19 protein-coding genes are annotated in these 18973 nt (G+C 67.7%); 5 read left to right on the top strand and 14 right to left on the bottom strand.

Annotated features, from left to right (window positions below; all coding sequences use genetic code 11):
- Positions 1-58: 58 nt before the first annotated feature.
- The 12 genes from G6N50_RS23430 to G6N50_RS23375 form a co-directional block, all read right to left on the bottom strand.
- A complete protein-coding gene (locus G6N50_RS23430; protein ID WP_083095399.1) occupies positions 59-874 on the bottom strand; it encodes a type III pantothenate kinase in 816 nt (271 codons plus the stop codon).
- Positions 875-876: 2 nt separating this feature from the next.
- Complete coding sequence (gene panD / locus G6N50_RS23425) at positions 877-1296, bottom strand: aspartate 1-decarboxylase (RefSeq protein ID WP_083095398.1); 420 nt, start codon at positions 1294-1296, stop codon at positions 877-879.
- Positions 1296-2234 (bottom strand): pantoate--beta-alanine ligase, encoded by a 939-nt coding sequence (panC, locus tag G6N50_RS23420; RefSeq protein ID WP_083095397.1) that lies wholly within the window; start codon positions 2232-2234, stop codon positions 1296-1298. Before panC ends, panD begins: the two co-directional genes overlap by 1 nt.
- Positions 2231-3142: a Rossmann-like and DUF2520 domain-containing protein gene (locus tag G6N50_RS23415; RefSeq protein WP_083095396.1), complete on the bottom strand. Its 912-nt coding sequence runs from the start codon at positions 3140-3142 to the stop codon at positions 2231-2233. The genes panC and G6N50_RS23415 overlap by 4 nt, the downstream gene beginning before the upstream one ends.
- Positions 3143-3257: 115 nt before the next feature.
- On the bottom strand, positions 3258-4691 hold the full coding sequence (locus tag G6N50_RS23410; RefSeq protein ID WP_163650887.1) for a DUF6779 domain-containing protein: 1434 nt from the start codon (positions 4689-4691) through the stop codon (positions 3258-3260).
- Positions 4692-4814: 123 nt separating this feature from the next.
- A complete protein-coding gene (locus tag G6N50_RS23405; protein WP_083099008.1) occupies positions 4815-5291 on the bottom strand; it encodes a DUF3180 domain-containing protein in 477 nt (158 codons plus the stop codon).
- Positions 5291-5839, bottom strand: a complete 549-nt coding sequence (gene folK, locus G6N50_RS23400) for a 2-amino-4-hydroxy-6-hydroxymethyldihydropteridine diphosphokinase (protein WP_083099006.1) — start codon at positions 5837-5839, stop codon at positions 5291-5293. Before folK ends, G6N50_RS23405 begins: the two co-directional genes overlap by 1 nt.
- A 52-nt stretch (positions 5840-5891) precedes the next feature.
- Positions 5892-6293: a dihydroneopterin aldolase gene (gene folB, locus G6N50_RS23395; protein ID WP_083099005.1), complete on the bottom strand. Its 402-nt coding sequence runs from the start codon at positions 6291-6293 to the stop codon at positions 5892-5894.
- Positions 6286-7137, bottom strand: coding sequence for a dihydropteroate synthase (gene folP, locus G6N50_RS23390; protein WP_142275759.1), 852 nt, complete (start codon positions 7135-7137; stop codon positions 6286-6288). The genes folB and folP overlap by 8 nt, the downstream gene beginning before the upstream one ends.
- Positions 7134-7736, bottom strand: a complete 603-nt coding sequence (folE, locus tag G6N50_RS23385; RefSeq protein WP_083099001.1) for a GTP cyclohydrolase I FolE — start codon at positions 7734-7736, stop codon at positions 7134-7136. The genes folP and folE overlap by 4 nt, the downstream gene beginning before the upstream one ends.
- A gap of 16 nt (positions 7737-7752) precedes the next feature.
- Positions 7753-10191, bottom strand: a complete 2439-nt coding sequence (gene ftsH / locus G6N50_RS23380; RefSeq protein WP_083099000.1) for an ATP-dependent zinc metalloprotease FtsH — start codon at positions 10189-10191, stop codon at positions 7753-7755.
- A gap of 130 nt (positions 10192-10321) precedes the next feature.
- Positions 10322-10735, bottom strand: coding sequence for a VOC family protein (locus G6N50_RS23375; protein ID WP_083099026.1), 414 nt, complete (start codon positions 10733-10735; stop codon positions 10322-10324).
- Between the two features lie 113 nt (positions 10736-10848).
- On the opposite strand from G6N50_RS23375, the gene G6N50_RS23370 reads away from it, so the two are divergent.
- From G6N50_RS23370 to G6N50_RS23360, 3 genes are read left to right on the top strand one after another with little or no spacing between them, the layout of a single operon-like run.
- Positions 10849-11808, top strand: a complete 960-nt coding sequence (locus G6N50_RS23370; protein WP_179970055.1) for an alpha/beta fold hydrolase — start codon at positions 10849-10851, stop codon at positions 11806-11808.
- Complete coding sequence (locus G6N50_RS23365) at positions 11805-12992, top strand: LLM class flavin-dependent oxidoreductase (RefSeq protein ID WP_083098996.1); 1188 nt, start codon at positions 11805-11807, stop codon at positions 12990-12992. The genes G6N50_RS23370 and G6N50_RS23365 overlap by 4 nt, the downstream gene beginning before the upstream one ends.
- A complete protein-coding gene (locus G6N50_RS23360) occupies positions 12992-14005 on the top strand; it encodes a zinc-binding dehydrogenase (protein WP_083098994.1) in 1014 nt (337 codons plus the stop codon). The genes G6N50_RS23365 and G6N50_RS23360 overlap by 1 nt, the downstream gene beginning before the upstream one ends.
- Before the next feature lie 26 nt (positions 14006-14031).
- Here the strand turns inward: G6N50_RS23360 and G6N50_RS23355 are convergent, their stop codons facing one another.
- Together G6N50_RS23355 and G6N50_RS23350 are read right to left on the bottom strand one after the other, a co-directional pair.
- Positions 14032-15246: a PPE family protein gene (locus G6N50_RS23355; RefSeq protein ID WP_083098993.1), complete on the bottom strand. Its 1215-nt coding sequence runs from the start codon at positions 15244-15246 to the stop codon at positions 14032-14034.
- Between the two features lie 13 nt (positions 15247-15259).
- Positions 15260-15559: a PE family protein gene (locus G6N50_RS23350; protein WP_083098992.1), complete on the bottom strand. Its 300-nt coding sequence runs from the start codon at positions 15557-15559 to the stop codon at positions 15260-15262.
- Between the two features lie 580 nt (positions 15560-16139).
- On the opposite strand from G6N50_RS23350, the gene G6N50_RS23345 reads away from it, so the two are divergent.
- Together G6N50_RS23345 and G6N50_RS23340 are read left to right on the top strand one after the other, a co-directional pair.
- Positions 16140-17723: an HNH endonuclease signature motif containing protein gene (locus G6N50_RS23345; RefSeq protein ID WP_083098990.1), complete on the top strand. Its 1584-nt coding sequence runs from the start codon at positions 16140-16142 to the stop codon at positions 17721-17723.
- Between the two features lie 194 nt (positions 17724-17917).
- Positions 17918-18832 carry a hypothetical protein gene (locus tag G6N50_RS23340; protein WP_083098989.1) on the top strand — a complete coding sequence of 305 codons (915 nt, stop codon included), beginning with the start codon at positions 17918-17920 and terminating at the stop codon, positions 18830-18832.
- Positions 18833-18973: the final 141 nt, after the last annotated feature.

Here is an 18973-nt window from a genome sequence, read left to right as displayed (position 1 = left end):
TGGGCTCTGGGGCCGTGCCGACGGCTTTGTGTGCGCGCCGCGGTGCGCGGCCGGTGTGTCAGCGTGCCGGCTTCAACCGGCCGCGCTGGGCGTCACGGTTGCGTTCGAAGATCAGCCGCAGGCCGTGCAGGGTCAGGTGCTGGTCGTAGTGGCTGACGGTCTGCAACTCGGGCAGCAGCAGCGGCGCGTTGTGACCGGTGGCGATGATCGCGACGTCGTCGCCGGCAAAGCCGTCCACGTCCTCGCGGATGCGTCCCACCAGGCCGTCGACCAGCCCGGCGAAGCCGAACACCGCGCCCGCCTGCATGCATTCGACGGTGTTCTTGCCGACCACCGAACGGGGACGGGTCAACTCCACCCGGCGCAGCGCGGCCGAGCGGGCCGCGGCGGCGTCGGAGGACACCTGCAATCCGGGCGCGATCGCGCCGCCGAGGAATTCGCCCTTGGCCGACACGACGTCCACACAGATCGAGGAGCCGAAGTCGATGACGATTGCGGGGCTGTTGAATCGGTGAAAAGCCGCCAGACAGTTGACGATCCGGTCGGCGCCGACCTCTTTGGGATTGTCGACGAGCAGCGGGATGCCGGTGCGCACCCCGGGTTCGATCAGCACGTGGGGCACCGACGGCCAGTACTGGTCGAGCATGAGCCGCACCTCGTGCAGCACCGAGGGAACGGTGGACAGCGCCGCGGCGCCGGTAAGCCGCTCGGAATCGTCGCCGATCAGACCGTCGATGGTCAGCGCCAACTCGTCGGCGGTGATTTCCGCCTCGGTGCGAATGCGCCACTGCTGCACGACTTTTGCGTGCTCTTTGGAGCCCGATATCAGCCCGACGACGGTGTGGGTGTTACGGACGTCGATCGCCAGCAGCACGGCTACCGCGCAACGATCCGGGGATCCAGTAGCTCGGCCGCATCGGCGGGCACGAATGCCGGATCGTGACCGAGGTCGATCGGCTTGTTGTCGGCGTCGACGAAGACGATCCGCGGCTGGTACGACCGCGCCTCCGCCTCTTCCATGGTCCCGTAGGCGATCAGGATCACCAGGTCACCCGGGTGGACGAGATGTGCTGCCGCACCGTTGATTCCGATCACACCGCTGCCGCGTTCGCCGGTGATCGCGTAGGTGACCAGCCGGGCACCGTTGTCGATGTCGACGATGGTCACCTGTTCGCCCTCGAGCAGGTCCGCGGCGTCCATCAGATCGGCGTCGATGGTCACCGAGCCGACGTAGTGCAGGTCGGCCTGCGTGACGGTGGCCCGGTGGATCTTCGACTTGAGCATCGTCCTTAGCATCAATTCCTCCAAGGTGATTGGGCGTAATTGTGGTGTCCGTCCGGCCCAGCGGTGCCGGCGGGTGTTTCAATCTGCATTTCGATGTTGTCCAGCAGCCTTGTGGTGCCCAGCCGGGCCGCAACCAGCAGCCTGGCCGAACCGTTGGCGGGTGCCGGGCCGAGCCCGGCGTCACGCAGCTCGAGGTAGTCGACGGTCAGCGCGGGCACGGCGTCGAGCACCGCGCGCGCCGCCGCGAGTGCGGCCGCGGCGCCGTGGTGCGCGGCGTGTGCACCGGCCGTCAGCGCCGCCGAAAGCGTCACGGCCAGTTCGCGTTGCGTGTTGTCCAGGTAGCGGTTGCGCGACGACATCGCCAGGCCGTCGGATTCCCGAACCGTCGGCACCCCGACGACCTGCACGTCGATGTTGAGGTCGGCGACCATCTGGCGGACCATCACCAGCTGCTGATAGTCCTTCTCGCCGAAGAAGATCCGGTCCGGCCGCACGATCTGCAGCAGCTTGCACACGACCGTCAACATCCCACCGAAATGCGTTGGGCGCACGGCTCCTTCGAGTTCGGCGGCCAGCGGACCGGGCTGCACGGTGGTGCGCAGACCGTCGGGATACATCGCGGCCGCCGTTGGGGTGAAGACGATTTCGACGCCCTCGGAGCGCAGCAATGCGACGTCGTCATCCAGGGTGCGGGGATAGGCGTCGAGGTCCTCACCCGCGCCGAATTGCAGCGGGTTGACGAAGATCGACACGACGACCACCGCACCGGGCACCCGCTTGGCCGCGCGCACCAGCGCCAGGTGCCCGTCATGCAGCGCGCCCATGGTGGGCACCAGCATCACCCGGCGCCCCGTGTGCCGCAGCGCGCGGCTGACGTCGGTGACATCGCGCGGGGCGGAGTAGACGTTGAGTTCGCCGGCGGTGAAGGCCGGTGACCTGCCGGGTCTCATGGCGCCAGCACCGCCAGCACATCCTTGGGGGCGTGCGCGCGCTGGGCGGTGCGCAGGGCGTTCACCCGGTACGCCTGAGCCAACTCCGGCCCGACCTGACCCAGCGCGGCCAGGTGCCCGGCGACCGCGGCCGCGTCGCCGCGCGCCACCGGGCCGGTGAGCGCGGCCTGCCCGCGTTGCAGGGTGTTCTCCAGCGCGGCCCTGGCCAGCGGCCCGATGATGCGTTCGGCGATGCCGCCCGGCTGGTCGTCGACGGACTGTTGGCCAAGCAGTTCGCTGCCGCGCAGCGCGGCGCGCAATGCGTCGAGCGCGTCGGCCAGCACGGTCACGATGTGGTTGCCGGCGTGGGCCAGCGCGGCGTGGTAGAGGACGCGCGCCTCCTCGGCGACGCAGAAGGGCTCCCCGCCCATCTCCAAGACCAGCGATTGCCCGATCGCGTATCCGACTTCGTCGGCCGCGGTGACGCCGAAGCAGGCATCCGCCAGCCGGCTGATGTCTTCATCGGAACCGGTGAACGTCATCGCCGGGTGAATCGCCAGCGGGATGCACCCGTCCCGGGCCAGCGGCTCGAGAATGCCGATCCCGTTGGCGCCCGACGTGTGGACCACGATCGTTCCGGGACGCACCGCCGACGTCGCGGCCAACCCGGAAACCAGGCCGGCGAGTTCGCTGTCGGGAACCGCGAGCAGCAACAGCTCGGCACCGGCGGCCACGTCCGGCGGCGTCGCCACCGGGGTGTCGGGCAGCCGGCGCTGTGCCCGCTGCCGCGACGCATGGGAGATGGCGCTGCACGCCACCACGACGTGGTCCGCGCGCTCCAGCGCGACACCGAGTGCGGTGCCCACCCGGCCGGCCGAGATGATGCCTACCTTGAGCCGAGCCGGGCGCAGACCGTCGAACTGCACCATCGCAGACGACCTCACAGATATCTTCGTTCGTTCCGGTCCCACTTGGTGGGTACCGTTCGGTCACTACGACTGTAGTCGATTACCAGGCATTACCCAATGTGAGGAAGCTCCCAGCTCAGCCTTCGCGGCGACGGCGACGGCCGCCCTCGGAGGGCTGCACCTGCAGGCGGGCCAGCAGATCGGCCACCGACTGGCCGCCGGTTGAGGCGCCTTCTCCCCCGCCTTCGGGGTCCTCCTGCTGCGGGTCACCACCGTGCCGGGGCGCCTGCTCCGGCGCCGGCGGCGGCGCCAGGCGCGGTGGTGGGGGCGCACCGGCGGGCGGGCCCGGCTGCATCGGGGGAGCCGACGGCGGGGGCGGCGTCGCGGCGGCCGGAGGGGGTGCGGCCGGGGGCTCGTTGGTGGGTCCGAAATTGCGCGCACCGTAGTCGCGGTACTCCGTCGAGTGGCGCGACCTCGCCCGGCGCCCGGAGTCTCCATACGGCGGTGGCGGCACCGGCTCGACGGGCAGGCCGTCCCAGGCCTCGTCATCGCCCGAATGCCGGGCACGCCGCCGCCCACCGGCCGATTCCTCGGGTGAATCGGCGCCGGCCCAATTACTGCCCGGGGCACCCGGCGGCAACCACTGCCCTTCCGCGGCGGCCGGCTGCCAGCCCTGGCCTTGCCAATGCGCATGGGAATGTGGCTGAGGTTCTGGCACCGGTTCCGGTTCGGGCTCCGGTTGCGGCTCCGGCTGGAACTGGGCTGCCGCCGCCGGGGCCGGTGGCGGCGGTTGGTGACGAGGCTCGAACCGCGGTTCCGCCGATCCCGCATACGGGGACTCTTCGGCGTACGAGGGCTCCTCGGCGTAGGCCGGATCCTGGGCCGGTTCGTACTGGTAGCGGACCCGCTCACGCCGGGACGGCTGCTGCCGAGGCGGCATCAGCGGTTCCTCGGGCACATCGATAATGGCGTCGTCGCCGCGGCCGGAGTTGTCCTGCGGCACCGTCGTGACCCGGTCGCTGGGCACCCAGTCGACCGGGGTGTCGCGGGGGTTCTCGCCGTTGCGATCCCACTCGCTGTACGCGCGCTCCGGCTGCGGCTCGGGCTCGGGTGTCCCCCCGAGGGCCGGGCGGTGCGCCAGGTCGGTGTCGAACAGGATTTCCAGGCTGGTCCGCAGGGCGGAAAGTTCCGCGCGCAACTCGGCCAAATCGTCGGCGGCCTGAGCGCGCAGCTCGGAGGCCAGCTCGCGGCGCAGCTGGGACTCGACGGTCAGTTCGTATTCACGCCGGGCCGAGATCTCCCGGTCCAGCTGTAGGTCGTAGACCAGCTTGAGGTCGCGGACTCGGGACTGGTCGGCGTCGCTTTGACGGCGATAGAGCACGGACACGAAGGCGCCGGCGACTGCGGCCCACAGCGCCAGGATTACAGCCAGCTTGAGAAGTTCCACCCGATTGGTGAAAACCAATGCGGAACTGGCCCCTATCGCGAGGACCAGCAACGTCGTCAAGAGCACCCACCCCGGCCTGCGGCCGCCGCGCCGGACCCGGGCGCCGCGGGACAGAACGGTCATGGCCCGAGAGTACCTGCGCGAGGTCAATCCGCGTGTCGCGCGGCTCCGGCGATTCTCGCGCGGCTTGTCCGCAAGGACGCATGAGTCGATTGCCCGGTGACCGGTGGCAATCCCGGCGCGGGGCTAGCTTTCCGCACCCTCGCCGTGCTCGGTCTGATCCGGCGGCGACTTGCAGCAGTGTTGCAGCCACAGCGCGGCGACGAGCAGCGCCAGCGCGCTGACGGCCGCCACCACCGCGCCCGAGGTGTCCTCGGCGGCGGCCCGCAACCAGGACTTGCGCGGCAGGAAGTACACCAGGACGCCGACCCACCAGCCCAGCATCAACGCTCCCACCCAGGCCGAGGCCTTGGCGACCACCAGGCTGCGTGCCACGGCAAGCGGATGCAGCCAACCCGGCCCGGACCCGATTTCGCCCTCGTTGATCTTGGCCCGCACGTAGCGCGCCCAGAGCGCCTCGATGACGGCCACCGCCAGCAGCGACAGCCCGGTCCACACCGTGATCCGCGGAAACCACCGGTAAAGACCCGTGACCAGTAGGTACCCCACCACGGCTGCGCCGACCACCGCGGCGGTCAGGTCACGCTTGCGGGTGGGTCCCATCAGGTCGTCGGCCCGGGATCGACCGGCGACTTCCCGTTGGGCGCAAGCTTCAAGCCGGTCAGCCGGACGCCGTCCCGGTCGGCCGCTTCCAGCTGGGCGAGTAGGCCGGCGACGGGCTGCGGCCCGTCGGCCAGCGTCAGCCGCGCATCCGGGTCGACATCCAGCCACGGGATGAGCACGAACGCCCGCAGGTGGGCGAGCGGATGCGGCAGCGTGAGGTTGTTTTCCCGGGAGATCACTTCGGTTGGGCCGTAGCAGGCGATCAGGTCCACGTCGAGGGTGCGCGGGCCCCAGCGCTCACCGCGCACCCGGCCCGCGGCCCGCTCGAACTCCTGCGCGCGGCGCAGCCAGCCCTGCCCGTCGCGGGCCGGATCGTCGGCGATCAGCACCGCGTTGAGAAACGGCGCCTGATCCACCCGGCCCCAGGGGTCGGTCTCGTACACGGGCGACACGGCCCGCACCGCCTCCCCCAGCCCGTCGACGACCGACTGCAACCGCGCCAGCCGGTCACCCAGGTTGGAACCGATGGACAGCACGACTCTGGTCATGGGCGCCGCTCCTCAATGCCGGCCGAGCCGGCATCATCGTCGTGGTAGCGCGTCATAGCGCCCCGCCCGCCGGAACCACCGAACCGCGGCCGCCGCGGCGCGACCGCCGCACCACCACCGCGACGTCGGCGAACTGTTGCGGGATCGGAGCCTGCGGCTTGTGCATCACCACCTCGACGGCGTGCACGCGCTCGTCGTCCATCACCTGGTCGGCGATCTGGGCCCCGACGGTCTCGATCAGATTGCGCGCGGGGCCGGCCACCACGTCGGCGGCGAGCTGGGCCAGCGCGGCGTAGTCGTAGGTGTCCGCCAGGTCGTCGCTGGCGGCGGCGACGGCGAGGTCGATCCACACGGTGATGTCGACGACGAAGTCCTGACCGTTGGTGCGCTCGTGGTCGAAAACTCCGTGTTGTCCGCGAACCTGCAACCCGCGCAACTCGATTCGATCAGCCATTGTCTCCAGCCAGTTTCGTGTGCGACCCGCCGGTCCAGGCCGCTACGACCTTGAGGGCATCGACCGTGGCCCGCACATCGTGCACTCGCACCCCCCAGGCCCCGTGCAATGCGGCCAGTGCGGAGACCACCGCGGTGGCCGTCTCGCGCCCATCGGGCGGTCGCGGCGAACCGTCTGCCCCGGCTAACAACGTACCGAGGAACCGTTTGCGCGATGCGCCCAGGAGTACCGGGATGCCGGTGGCGACCAACTGCGGCAGGGCATGCAGCAGCGCCCAATTGTGTTGCCCGGTCTTGGCGAACCCCAGTCCGGGATCGATCATCAGCTGACCGGGGTCGACCCCGGCGGACACCGCTGCGTCGACGCTGGCCAGCAGCTCGGCGAGCACTTCGGCGACCACGTCGCGGTAGCTTGGGGCCGCGTGCGGACGCTCGGCCGACACCGAGCGCCAATGCATCAGCACCCAGGGCACTTTCGCGTCGGCCAGCAGCGGCGCCATCGCGGGATCGGCGCGGCCACCGGACACGTCGTTGACGATCCGCGCTCCGGCGCACAGCGCCGCCCGCGCGACATCGGCGTGCATGGTGTCGATGCTTACGGTAATGCCTTCTGCCGCAAGGTTTTTTACAACGGGGACGACCCGGGCCGTCTCGACGTGAGGATCGATCCGCGTGGCACCGGGCCGGGTCGACTCTCCCCCGACGTCAACGATTTCGGCGCCGTCGGCGACCAGGGTCAAACCCTGCGCCACGGCCTTGTCGGGATCGAGATAGCGGCCGCCGTCGGAGAACGAATCGTCAGTGACGTTCAGAACTCCCATTACCTGCACAGGCGCCAAACTCACTTATGCAGGATCAGGTCGAGCGCCTCGGCTCGAGAAGCCGCGTTGGTCTTGAAGAGGCCGCGCACCGCCGAGGTGGTGGTGACCGCCCCGGGCTTACGTACACCGCGCATCGCCATGCACAGGTGCTCGGCCTCGACCACGACGATCACGCCTCGCGGATTGAGCTTTTTCACCAGGGCGTCGGCGATCTGGCTGGTGAGCCGCTCCTGCACCTGGGGCCGCTTGGAGTACAGGTCGACCAACCGCGCGATCTTCGACAGGCCGGTGACCCTGCCGTCGTTGCCCGGGATGTAGCCGACGTGGGCCACACCGTGAAACGACACCAGGTGGTGTTCACAGGTGGAGTACAGCGGAATTTCCTTGACCAGCACCAACTCGTCGTGGTCCTCGTCGAACATCGTGTTCAGCACGCTGTCAGGATCGGTGTAGAGCCCGGCGAACATCTCGCGGTAGGCGCGGGCGACGCGGGCCGGCGTTTCCCGCAGCCCGTCGCGGTCGGGGTCTTCGCCGATCGCGTGCAGCAACTCGCGAACCGCGGCCTCGGCGCGATCCTGATCGAACAGCCGCGTCGTGGTCATCGCAGTGTCCGGCAGCGCCATCGAATCCTCCGTTTGCTCAGCCGTGAGCCGGCGGGTTGGACCGGCTCACGTCATCATCCTGCCGGTCCGGCGAACCACCCTCCGGGGCGGGTTGGCCGGGCGGCGGATACGGCGGATATGGCGGGTAGGCCGGACGTGCCTGACCGGGGTGACCCGCGCCGCCCTGCTGACCGGGATAACTTTGCTGACCGCCCGGATATCCCTGCTGTCCGGGATATCCCTGCTGCGGGCCCGGGTAGCCGCGCCCCGGCTGCGGCCAATAGGGCTGCTGTCCGGGCTGCGCTGGCGGGTGCCGGTATGTCGGCTGTTGTTGCTGCGGCGGCCATCCCGGCGCGCGCCAGCCGGCCGGGGCGCCATAGTCGGGTTGGGTGGGCCCCTGCGGCTCTCCCTGGCGACTGCCGTCGCCTTGAACACCATGAGAACCGTTGCTGCCGTTGGCGTTTCTGTCGGCCTCCACCCGTGCGGCCGCAGCGGCTTCGCTGGCCCGCGCGATAGCCGCCTTGAAGGCGGGCTCGGGGGTCGGCGGCGGCCATGGGTCGCCGCGCTCGATGGCGAGTTCGCCGGGGGTCTTGATCGGCGGCTTGTCCGACGGGATACGGCCGCCGAAGTCGTCGAACATCGTGAGCCGAGGCCGTTTTTCGACACCGGAGAAGATGCTTTCCAGCTCGGCGCGGTGCAGGGTTTCCTTTTCCAGCAGCTGGCCGGCGAGGATGTCGAGAATGTCGCGGTATTCGGTGAGGATCTCCCACGCCTCGGTGTGGGCGGCCTCGATCAATTTGCGGATCTCGTCGTCGATGTCGCGGGCGACCTCGTGCGAGTAGTCCGCCTGCGTTCCCATCGTGCGGCCCAGGAACGGGTCGCCGTGCTCCGAACCGTATTTGACGGCACCGAGTTTGGAGCTCATCCCGAATTCGGTGACCATCGCCCGCGCGATCTTGGTCGCCTGCTCGATGTCCGACACCGCGCCGGTCGTCGGCTCCCGGAAGACCAGCTCCTCGGCGGCGCGTCCGCCCATGGCGAACACCAACTGCGCGATCATCTCCGAGCGGGTCCGCAGGCCCTTGTCTTCCTCCGGCACCGCCACCGCGTGCCCGCCGGTGCGTCCACGCGCCAGAATTGTCACCTTGTAGATCGGCTCGATGTCGGGCATCGCCCAGGCCGCCAGGGTGTGCCCGCCCTCGTGATAGGCGGTGATCTTCCTTTCCTGCTCGCTGATGATCCGTCCCTTGCGGCGCGGCCCACCGATCACCCGGTCGACCGCTTCCTCCAGCGCGGCGCTGGTGATGACAGTGCCGTTCTCGCGGGCGGTGAGCAGCGCGGCCTCGTTGATGACGTTGGCCAGGTCGGCGCCGGTCATGCCGACGGTGCGCTTGGCCAGCCCGGCGAGGTCGGCGTCCGGGCCGATCGGCTTGCCCTTCGAGTGCACTTCGAGCACCGCGCGACGACCCGCCAGGTCCGGGTTGGACACCGGGATCTGCCGGTCGAAGCGGCCGGGCCGTAGCAGGGCCGGATCCAGGATGTCCGGCCGGTTGGTGGCGGCGATCAGGATGACGCCGGCCCGCGGGTCGAACCCGTCCATTTCGACCAGCAGCTGGTTCAGCGTCTGCTCGCGCTCGTCGTGACCGCCGCCCAAGCCCGCGCCGCGCTGGCGTCCCACCGCGTCGATCTCGTCGACGAAAATGATGCACGGGTTGTTCTGCTTGGCCTGATCGAACAGGTCGCGCACCCGGGACGCACCGACGCCGACGAACATCTCGACGAAGTCGGAGCCGGAGATCGTGAAGAACGGAACCCCGGCCTCCCCGGCAACGGCGCGGGCCAGCAGCGTCTTGCCGGTCCCCGGCGGCCCGTAGAGCAGCACGCCTTTGGGGATCTTGGCACCCAGCGCCTGATAGCGGCCCGGGTTCTGCAGGAAGTCCTTGATCTCGTAGAGCTCCTCGACCGCCTCGTCGACACCGGCGACGTCGGCGAACGTGGTCTTGGGCATGTCCTTGGAGAGCTGTTTGGCGCGCGACTTGCCGAATCCGAAGCCCATCCGGGCGCCGCCCTGCATGCGGGAGAACATCACGAACAGCCCCACCAGCAGCAGTAGCGGCAGGACGTAGACCAGTAACTCGCCCAGGATGCTGCCCTGGTTGACGACGGTGCTGACCTTCGCATTCTTGGCGCTCAGCGCGTTGAACAGGTCGACCGCGTAGCCGCTCGGGTATTTGGTGATGACCTTGTCGGAATTGTCGGTGTCACCGTTTCCCTTTTTCAGGGTCAATCGCAGTTGCTGCTCGCGGTCGTCGATCTGCGCGCTCTTGACATTGTCGCCGTTGATCTGGGACATCGCCACGGACGTGTCGACGGGCTTATAGCCGCGGGTGTCGTCGCTGAAGTAGAAGAACGACCAACCGAGCAGCACCACGACAGCAATTGCCGTGATGGTGCGAATTACGTTTTTCCGGTTCATCAATCATCGGCCTTGCCGGCCAGGTCCTTCCCCGATATACACGCAGCTGGAAAAGTCCAGGCTACCGCTAGTGGCGATCGCCAGCTCCGGTGGAGCCGGGCCCTCTCAGTTAACGACGGGCAGTTCCCGACTACTCGTAGTACCGGGCCTCGACCACGTTGCCGTCCGGATCGGCGAAGTAGCACCCCTGCGGCGCCCACCCGCGCGCGCCGAAGCTCCGGTTCAACCGCGCCCCGGTATCCACCCCTTCGGCCTGCAGCCGCCGGTCCAGCGCGTCGAATTCGGCCTTCGACATTGCCAGGCAGACGTGATTCACCGGATGGCCGGCACTGCCCTCGGCCCGGGTCAAAGTCTCGGTCGCCGGGATGCCTTCGGCGGGCATCAAGTCGATGATGGAGTCCGCGCAGATCCGCACGCTCGGAAACGGTGCGTCGCCGGCGTCGAATTCGGCGAAGCGGACCGGTTCCAGCCCGACGACGCGCGTGTAGAAGTCCATCGCCACCCGCGGATCGTTCGTCCAGAGCACCACATGGTCCAGTCGCATCAATTCGAGTATTCCCGCCTTCCGGCGTTTCAGTGGGCAACCGAACGCCATTCGGGTAAGCCACACCGGTTCGGGGCCTTCTCAGCCCGCAACCGTTGTGCTTTGGTGAGACGGTGCCCCCAACCGAACGGTTAGTAGATACCAATGGTGTGCGGCTACGGGTGACCGAAGCGGGCGACCGCGGCGCACCCGTGGTGCTCCTGGCGCACGGCTTTCCCGAACTGGCCTACTCCTGGCGCCACCAGATACCCGTCCTCGCCGAAGCCGGCTACCACGTTCTGGCACCCGATCAGCGCGGCTACGGCGGTTCGGATCGTCCGGAGGCCGTCGACGCCTACGACATTCATCAGTTGACCGCCGATCTGGTCGGTCTGCTCGACGACGTCGGCGCGCAGCGCGCCGTGTGGGTCGGGCACGACTGGGGCGCCGCCGTGGTGTGGAACGCCCCGCTGCTGCACCCGGACCGCGTCGCGGCCGTCGCCGCCATGAGCGTCCCGGTGACGCCCCGCCCACACGTGGCACCAACGACGGCGTGGCGCAAGACCTTCGGCGACAACTTCTTCTACATCCTGTACTTCCAGGAGCCCGGCGTCGCCGACGCCGAATTGAACGCCGATCCCGCCCGGGTGATGCGACGCATGATGGGAAGTTTGCGATCCGGCAAGGATGCGCTGGTGCGGATGGCCACCCCCGGTCCGGAAGGCTTCATCGAGCGCCTGCCCGAACCCGACGGGCTGCCGGAGTGGATAAGCCAGGACGAGCTCGACCACTACATCGCCGAGTTCACCCGCACCGGTTTCACCGGCGGCCTGAACTGGTATCGCAACTTCGACCGCAACTGGGAGACCACCCCCGAGCTCGACGGCGCGAAGATCTCGGTGCCGTGTCTGTTCATCGGCGGGACGGCCGATCCCGTCCTGTCTTTCACCCGCGCCGACCGCGCCTCCGACGCGATCTCCGGCCGGTACCGACAGGTGATGATCGACGGTGCCGCGCATTGGCTGCAGCAGGAGCGCCCCGACGAGGTGAATGCGGCCTTACTGGAATTTCTCAACGGATTGGAGCTGCAATGAGCGCGCCGCTGCGTTTCGGTGTTTTTATCACCCCGTTTCACCCGGTCGGCCAATCCCCAACGGTGGCACTGGAATACGACATGGAACGCGTCGTCGCACTGGATCGGCTCGGATTCGACGAGGCCTGGTTCGGCGAGCACCACTCCGGTGGCTACGAGCTGATCGCCTGCCCGGAGGTGTTCATCGCGGCAGCCGCCGAGCGGACCAAACACATCCGGCTGGGCACCGGGGTGGTGTCGCTCCCCTACCACCATCCACTCATGCTGGCCGACCGCTGGGTGCTGCTGGACCACTTGACCCGCGGCCGGGTGATGTTCGGCACCGGTCCCGGCGCGCTGCCCTCGGACGCCTACATGATGGGCATCGACCCGATCGAGCAGCGCCGGATGATGCAGGAGTCCCTCGAGGCGATCCTGGCGCTGTTCCGCGCCGCACCCACCGAACGCATAGACCGTCACTCCGACTGGTTCACCCTGCGCGACGCGCAATTGCACATCCGGCCATACACCTGGCCCTACCCCGAAATCTCCACGGCAGCAATGATTTCACCATCGGGGCCCCGATTGGCCGGCGCACTCGGCACCTCGCTGCTGTCGCTGTCGATGTCGGTGCCCGGCGGCTACGCGGCGCTGGAAACCACCTGGGACGTGGTCCGCGAACAGGCCGCGAAGGCCGGCCGCGACGAGCCGGACCGGGCCGACTGGCGCGTCTTGAGCATCATGCACATCGCGGACAGCCGTGAGCAGGCCATCGACGACTGCACTTACGGGCTACAGGATTTCGCGAACTACTTCGGCGCCGCGGGATTCGTGCCGCTGGCCAACAGCGTGGAAGGCACCCAGACGCCACACGAATTCGTCGCCGACTATGCGGCCAAGGGAAATTGCTGCATCGGCACGCCCGAGGATGCCATCGCCCACATCGAAGACCTGCTCGACCGCTCCGGCGGCTTCGGCACCCTGCTGATGCTGGGTCACGACTGGGCCTCGCCGCAAGCGACGTACCACAGCTATGACCTGATGGCGCGCAAGGTGATTCCACACTTCAAACGACAGCTCGAAGCGTCCCGCTCGTCGCATGATTGGGCGAAAGGCATGCGCGACCAGTTGATCGGCCGGGCGGGCGAGGCGGTGGTCAAGGCCATCACCGAGCACGTCGACGAGCAGAAAGACGCGGTGCACTGATGCGCGCGGCAGTGCTGCGGGATGGCCGCATGGTTTACCGGGACGACGTGCCCGACCCGATACCCGAAGCCGGCCAGGTGCTGGTGGGCGTGCGGGCATGCGGAATCTGCGGCTCCGACCTGCATTTCGCCGCCCACGGCGCACAGGTGCTGGAAATGAGCGATCGGGTCGCCGGCGGCACGGGCGCGATGCACGTCGACCTGGACCACGACATCTTCATGGGTCACGAGTTCAGCGCCGAGATACTCGAAGCCGGCCCCGACACCGAGACCCATCCACCGGGCACCCTGGTGACATCGTTGCCGGTGCTGTTGTCCGCCAAGGGCGTTGAACCGATCGTCTACAGCAACAGCACAATCGGCGGCTACGCCGAACGGATGCTTCTCTCGGCGCCGCTGCTGCTGCCCGTCCCCAACGGCCTGGACTTCAAACATGCCTCCCTCACCGAACCCATGGCGGTGGGCCTGCACGCGGTCAACAAGTCCAACATCGCGCCCGGCGAGGCGGCCCTGGTGCTCGGCTGCGGCCCGATCGGGATCGCCATCATCGCATCGCTTCGGGCACGTGGGGTCGAAACCATTGTGGCATCTGATTTTTCGCCTAAACGACGGGAACTGGCCACCGCGATGGGGGCCCACCAGACGCTGGACCCGGCCCAGGGTTCACCCTTCGACACCGTCAAGCCCGCGGTGGTGTTCGAGGCGGTCGGCGTGCCCGGCATCATCGACGACGTGCTCCTTCGGGCGCGGCCCGGCACCCGCCTGGTGGTCGCCGGCGTGTGCATGCAACCCGACACCGTCCATCCGTTCTTCGCGATCGCCAAAGAGATCAACGTGCAATTCGTACTGGCCTACACCCCCGACGAGTTCGGCGATTCGCTGCGCGCCCTGGCCGAGGGCGAGATCGACGTCAACCCGCTGATCACCGGCGAGGTCGGCCTCGATGGGGTCGGCGCGGCGTTCGACGACCTCGCCGACCCCGAGCGGCACTGCAAGATCCTCGTCACGCCCTGACGGTCGTCGGTCGCCGGGTTGCCTCATTACCCCCCGGCCGGCGGATGCGCCACCATCGTGGGCTTGAACCCGTACCGGGGGGCGGCGAAGTGAGTTGCCAGGCCCCGGCCGGCGCCGCTACCCAACATCGGCAACCCGCCTACCGCGTTGGTGCCGGGCACTGCGGCGGCCACGCTCTCGACGCCTCCGAGCGTGGCGATCGTGGGCGTCGCGGTTGGCGCGGCAGCGGCCCACGCCTGCGGTACCGACAGCGCCCCGATCGACACCGACCTGCCCAGCGCGCTTCCCATCCCGGCGCTCGACAGCGTGGCCGGCAGAACCGTCTCGGCGGCCCTTCCGACACTTTCCACCGCCTTCGCAGCGCCCGCCGCGGCCTTCGGCACCAGCGATTGACCCAGGCCTTCAATGTCTTTGAAGATCGTGACGAAGAGCCTGGTCGGGGACACCCACTCTTTGAACAAGTCGATGGGCGTGCCGGGATGCAAGGTCGACGATCCGGTGAGCGTCTCGAGCAACGCGCCCGCCCATCCAGGTAGCTCCACGGTTCCCCCGGCGAACGGATTCGTCACTGCCTGCGTCATCGCCTGGGGTCCGGAAAGCTCTGACAGCGCACCGGGAAGTGCCTGCGTCAGCGTCGCAAGCACCCCAGTGTCCGTGGCCGTGGCCCCAACCGCTTGCGCGACCGCGGCACCCTGGGCGGCAAGCCCGCCCGGATTGGTGGCGGGCACGGGCGGGTCGAACGGCGGCAGCGTCGAGGCCGCCGCCGAGGCTCCGGCATAGCCGTACATCGCGGCCGCGTCCTGGGCCCACATTTCGACGTACTGCGCCTCGGTCGCCGCGATTGCCGGTGTGTTCTGGCCGAGAACGTTCGTCGCCAGCAGAACCGCCAGCAACTCCCGGTTGGCCACGACCTCCGCCGGCGCGACCGCCACGGCGAGTGCGGTTTCGTAAGCACTCGCTGCCGCCGCAGCCTGACCGGCGGCCTGTTCGGCTCGTTCGGCAATGCCGTTGAGCCATGCGATCTGAGCAGCCGTGGCAGCGGCCATCGAAGCCGCCGCCGGACCCAGCCAGGGCCCGTCGGTCAGCTGGCTGACCACGGACAGATAGGACGATGCCGTCATGAGCAACTCGGCGGCCAACGCATCCCAGGCCGCGGCCGCGGCCATCATCGGCTCTGCGCCGGGCCCGGCATAGATCAATGCCGAGTTGACCTCGGGCGGCAGTTGCGCGAAATCCAGCATGACTCCCCGTCGCCTAACCGACGATCTCGGTGTTGGCGGCCTCGGTAGCCGCGTACGAACCCGCGGCAATCCCGAGGGTCGTCGCCAACTGCTGCTGGACCCATGCTGCCTGTGCGCTGATTGCCTGATAGAGCTGGGCATGCGCGGCGAACTGGGCGGCCGTCAGGGCCGACACCACGTCCGCGGCGGCCGGAGCCACCGATGTTGTCGGGCCGGCCGCGGCCGTGTTTCCGGCCAATAGCGCCGCGTTGATCGAGTGCAGTTGGCTGGCCGCCGCACTCAACTTCTCCGGTTCCGCGATCACGATCGACATTCGCATTCCTTCCTGATTGCTCTTTGCGTCAACAACTTTCAGTGAATCGACTCCGCCACCGCTGCGAATCACCGGACACGTTAAGCCACCGCCCTTCGGGTATTGCCATGTCACGAGGGGTCTGTTAATCCTCGATTCGGTCGGCGTTCATGTGATTCGTGGCAGATTGCTGAGCGCTTCCGGGGACTATATGAGTGCCACTGCAAGCCTGGTTCGAGTTCGATATGACTGAGCCACCAATCGATTTGAGTCACCATTGATGAAACCAGCCTGGAGTGTGGTCGCGAGCTCACCGCCCGTGACTACGACACCTGTTGATGCACAGGGTATTTCGACTGTTCCTCAATGGCAGGCGAACGTCTTCTCACCATCCCGCAACGCACGCGCCGCATCGGGCCTCGGGGGGGCGCGGTGGGATGCGCAGAGAGCCAGCACATACACCCGGCCCGTGCCGGTGCGCCGGCGTAACGGCTCATAACGAATACAGATGCTCTACCGTCGGCACATCAGAGTTCGGCATGAACCCGTGTTCCGTCTCGGCACACCCGGATTGTCGGTACTCCGCGCTAATATCGAACGTATGTTCGAGAGCTTGTCGGATCCCGCCGCGCTGGTGGCGGTGATCGCGTCCACGCATCGGGAGGAATCGATGCTGGTGGCCCGTCGCCTTTCGGCGGTGGCGGCGTTGCTTGGGCATCGCGTGGCGACCGCTCAACAGGCCGACCGGGAGTACGCGGAGATCGCCGGCTTCGAGCAGACCGCCGCCGAGGTCGCCGCCGCGATGAACCTCTCCCCCATGGGCGCCAGTTACCTGGTGTCGTATGCGGAGGCGCTCGACATCAGGTTGCCCAAGATCGGGACCCTGCTGGCCGAGGGCCGAACTGATTGGCGCACAGTGCGGTTGATCATCAGCCGTACCGATCTGGTCACCGACCACAAACTGATCGCCAAGATTGACCGTTCGCTGGCCGACCGCATCGGCAACTGGCACGGCTGGTCTAGGCAACGGATAGTCAACGCCGTCGACGCCGCCGTGCGGACCGCCGACCCCGACGCCGCCCGCGAGCGCCGCCTCGCCGCCGAGGACGACCGCCACATCGGAATCAGCGCCTCCGACAATGGGATGGCGGAGATTCACGGCTCAGTCGCGGCCTCAGCCGCCGCCGCCTTCGACCGACGACTGTCCCAGCTCGCCAAACAGGTGTGCCCGGCGGACACGCGAACCATGGACCAGCGACGAGCCGACGCGCTCGCCGCGCTGGCTGAAGGCCGTGGATTGGCCTGCGCCTGTGAACAACGAGAGTGCCCCGCCCGCGCGGGCGACCACGACCCCGCTGGTGAACAGGCCGGGGCGCGCGTCGTCATCAATGTGGTGGCCAGCGAGCAAACCGTGCACGCCAATGGGACCGAGCCCGGCTATCTGGAGGGCTATGGGGTCATCGATGCCGAGCAGGTACGCCAATTGGCCGCCGCGGCATCGGTGCTCATCGCCGATCCGGTGACGAGCCCGGTCGAGGCACTGCGTTATCAACCTTCCGCGGCACTGGAGCGGGCCGTCCGATGCCGGGATCTGACCTGCCGCTTCCCGGGATGCAGCCGGCCCGCGGTGGTCTGCGACCTCGACCACACCGTTCCGTTCAACCACCAGAATCCCTCGGCGGGCGGTCCGACCACGGCAGAGAACCTCAAATGCCTCTGCCGCCAACATCATCGGCTCAAAACGTTCGGTGGCTGGCGCGACAAGCAACTTGCCGACGGCACCGTGGTATGGACGTCGCCGAGTGGACGGACCTATCGCACCTCGCCCGCCGGTGCCGACCTCTTCGCACAACCGCGCCGACCGGCTTGCGTGGCGCCCGCCCCGAACCGGCGAATCAGATCACAGCAGCGCAGCGCACGAATTGCGCGAGCCCGCAAACACAATCGCGAGCAAAGGCCGATCAACGAGGCCCACCTGCGGCTCGAACAGGCGCGAAAAGAGGAGATCGAAGCGCGCAAATTCCGAAATCACATGCGCGACATGCTGTTCCTTTTCAAAGGCACCCCGAGCACCAGCCCGTATTGCACCTGGGTGAACGATCCCAGGGAACCGGAAGAATTGCCGCCCGATTGGATGCCCGACGAGGCGGTGCTGCAGCCCTTGCCGGACGACCCACCCTTCTAAAACCACCGGGTTACCCCATTCTCCCCAAAACCTCTGCAATCAGCCAGATCGCCCGATATTCTCCGCGCACAGAAACCGGGCACGCCCGAAGCGAACAGAAGAAAAGCGCTCGTGATCCGGCAGTGGTAGGCGGCATGAACGACCGGAAACGAACTCCCATCACACTTGCCATATACCGTGACCTACGGGTCGGCATGGTGATCATTACGCTGATGCTCGGGGTAGCCATCTTGATCGAACAGTTATCGGCAACCTGCTGGCAATTCGCCATCAGCGCTTACTATTACACCTCCGCGCACAGCATCATGATCGCCGCGCTACTGGCGCTGGGCACGCTACTCATCATGTACAAGGGCAGCAGCGACACCGAGGATGTGTCCTTGACTCTGGCCGGCGTCTCCGCGTTGATGATCGCGATGGTGCCGCAGGGTCGACCCACGAACTTGTGTGGGCGAAATGATCTGCCGCCCCAATTCGAGCCCGCGATTGAGCCCAATGTCTGGGCGGTCGTGGTCGCGCTGATCGTGGGCTGGTTGGCGATGACCGTGCTGCACTGGCGCAACCACACTCGGCATAAGAGAAGCCTGCTGGGAACGCTGGGGCTGTGGATTTTCTGGCCGATAATGGCGCTCGGCTTTATCGCCCTTGTCTTTTTCCCGGGCTGGTTCAATGCGCATGTCCACGGCATTGCCGGTTTCCTGTTGCTCGCGTCCTTCATCATCACCGTGTTCTGCGCCGCATACGTCGTCGGGCGAGAGGATATTGTGAAGTCACCGCATCGGGACCGCTATAAGTGGTGGTACCGGGTGATTGCCTGGGCGATGGTGGGCACGTTAATTGCAGTTGTCGCACTGCATCTGAGGCATCCCGGGTGGGAGCTCTGGGTCCTTTTGATGGAAGGGCTGGTGATCATCGAGTTCGCGCTTTATTGGGCGGTTCAAACCGTCGAACTGTGGGACTCACCAGACCGCAAGGAGCGGCTACCCGACGACGTCCAACGGTGGATCGAGGAAGAGCGGACTGCGGGTGGCGGATTCGCCAGGATGAGATCCGAGCTGTCCGAACGACACGATGATCGTCAAGGTGGAAGGCTGCTGCCGCTTCTGTAGTGCGGGCCGGTCGCGGATGCGGCCAAGGAGCGCGCCAATCATCCACTCACGCAAGCACGGTCGTGAGGAGCGCCAATCGGCGGGGCCGGCAACCCAGCCCGGCGATGCACCCGTGGCGAAGATGCATCGTTTCGCAACCAC

Origin of the sequence: Mycobacterium mantenii (genome assembly GCF_010731775.1) — a bacterium.
Taxonomy (GTDB): Bacteria; Actinomycetota; Actinomycetes; order Mycobacteriales; family Mycobacteriaceae; genus Mycobacterium; species Mycobacterium mantenii.
This window is presented reverse-complemented; position numbering and strand designations above follow the sequence as displayed.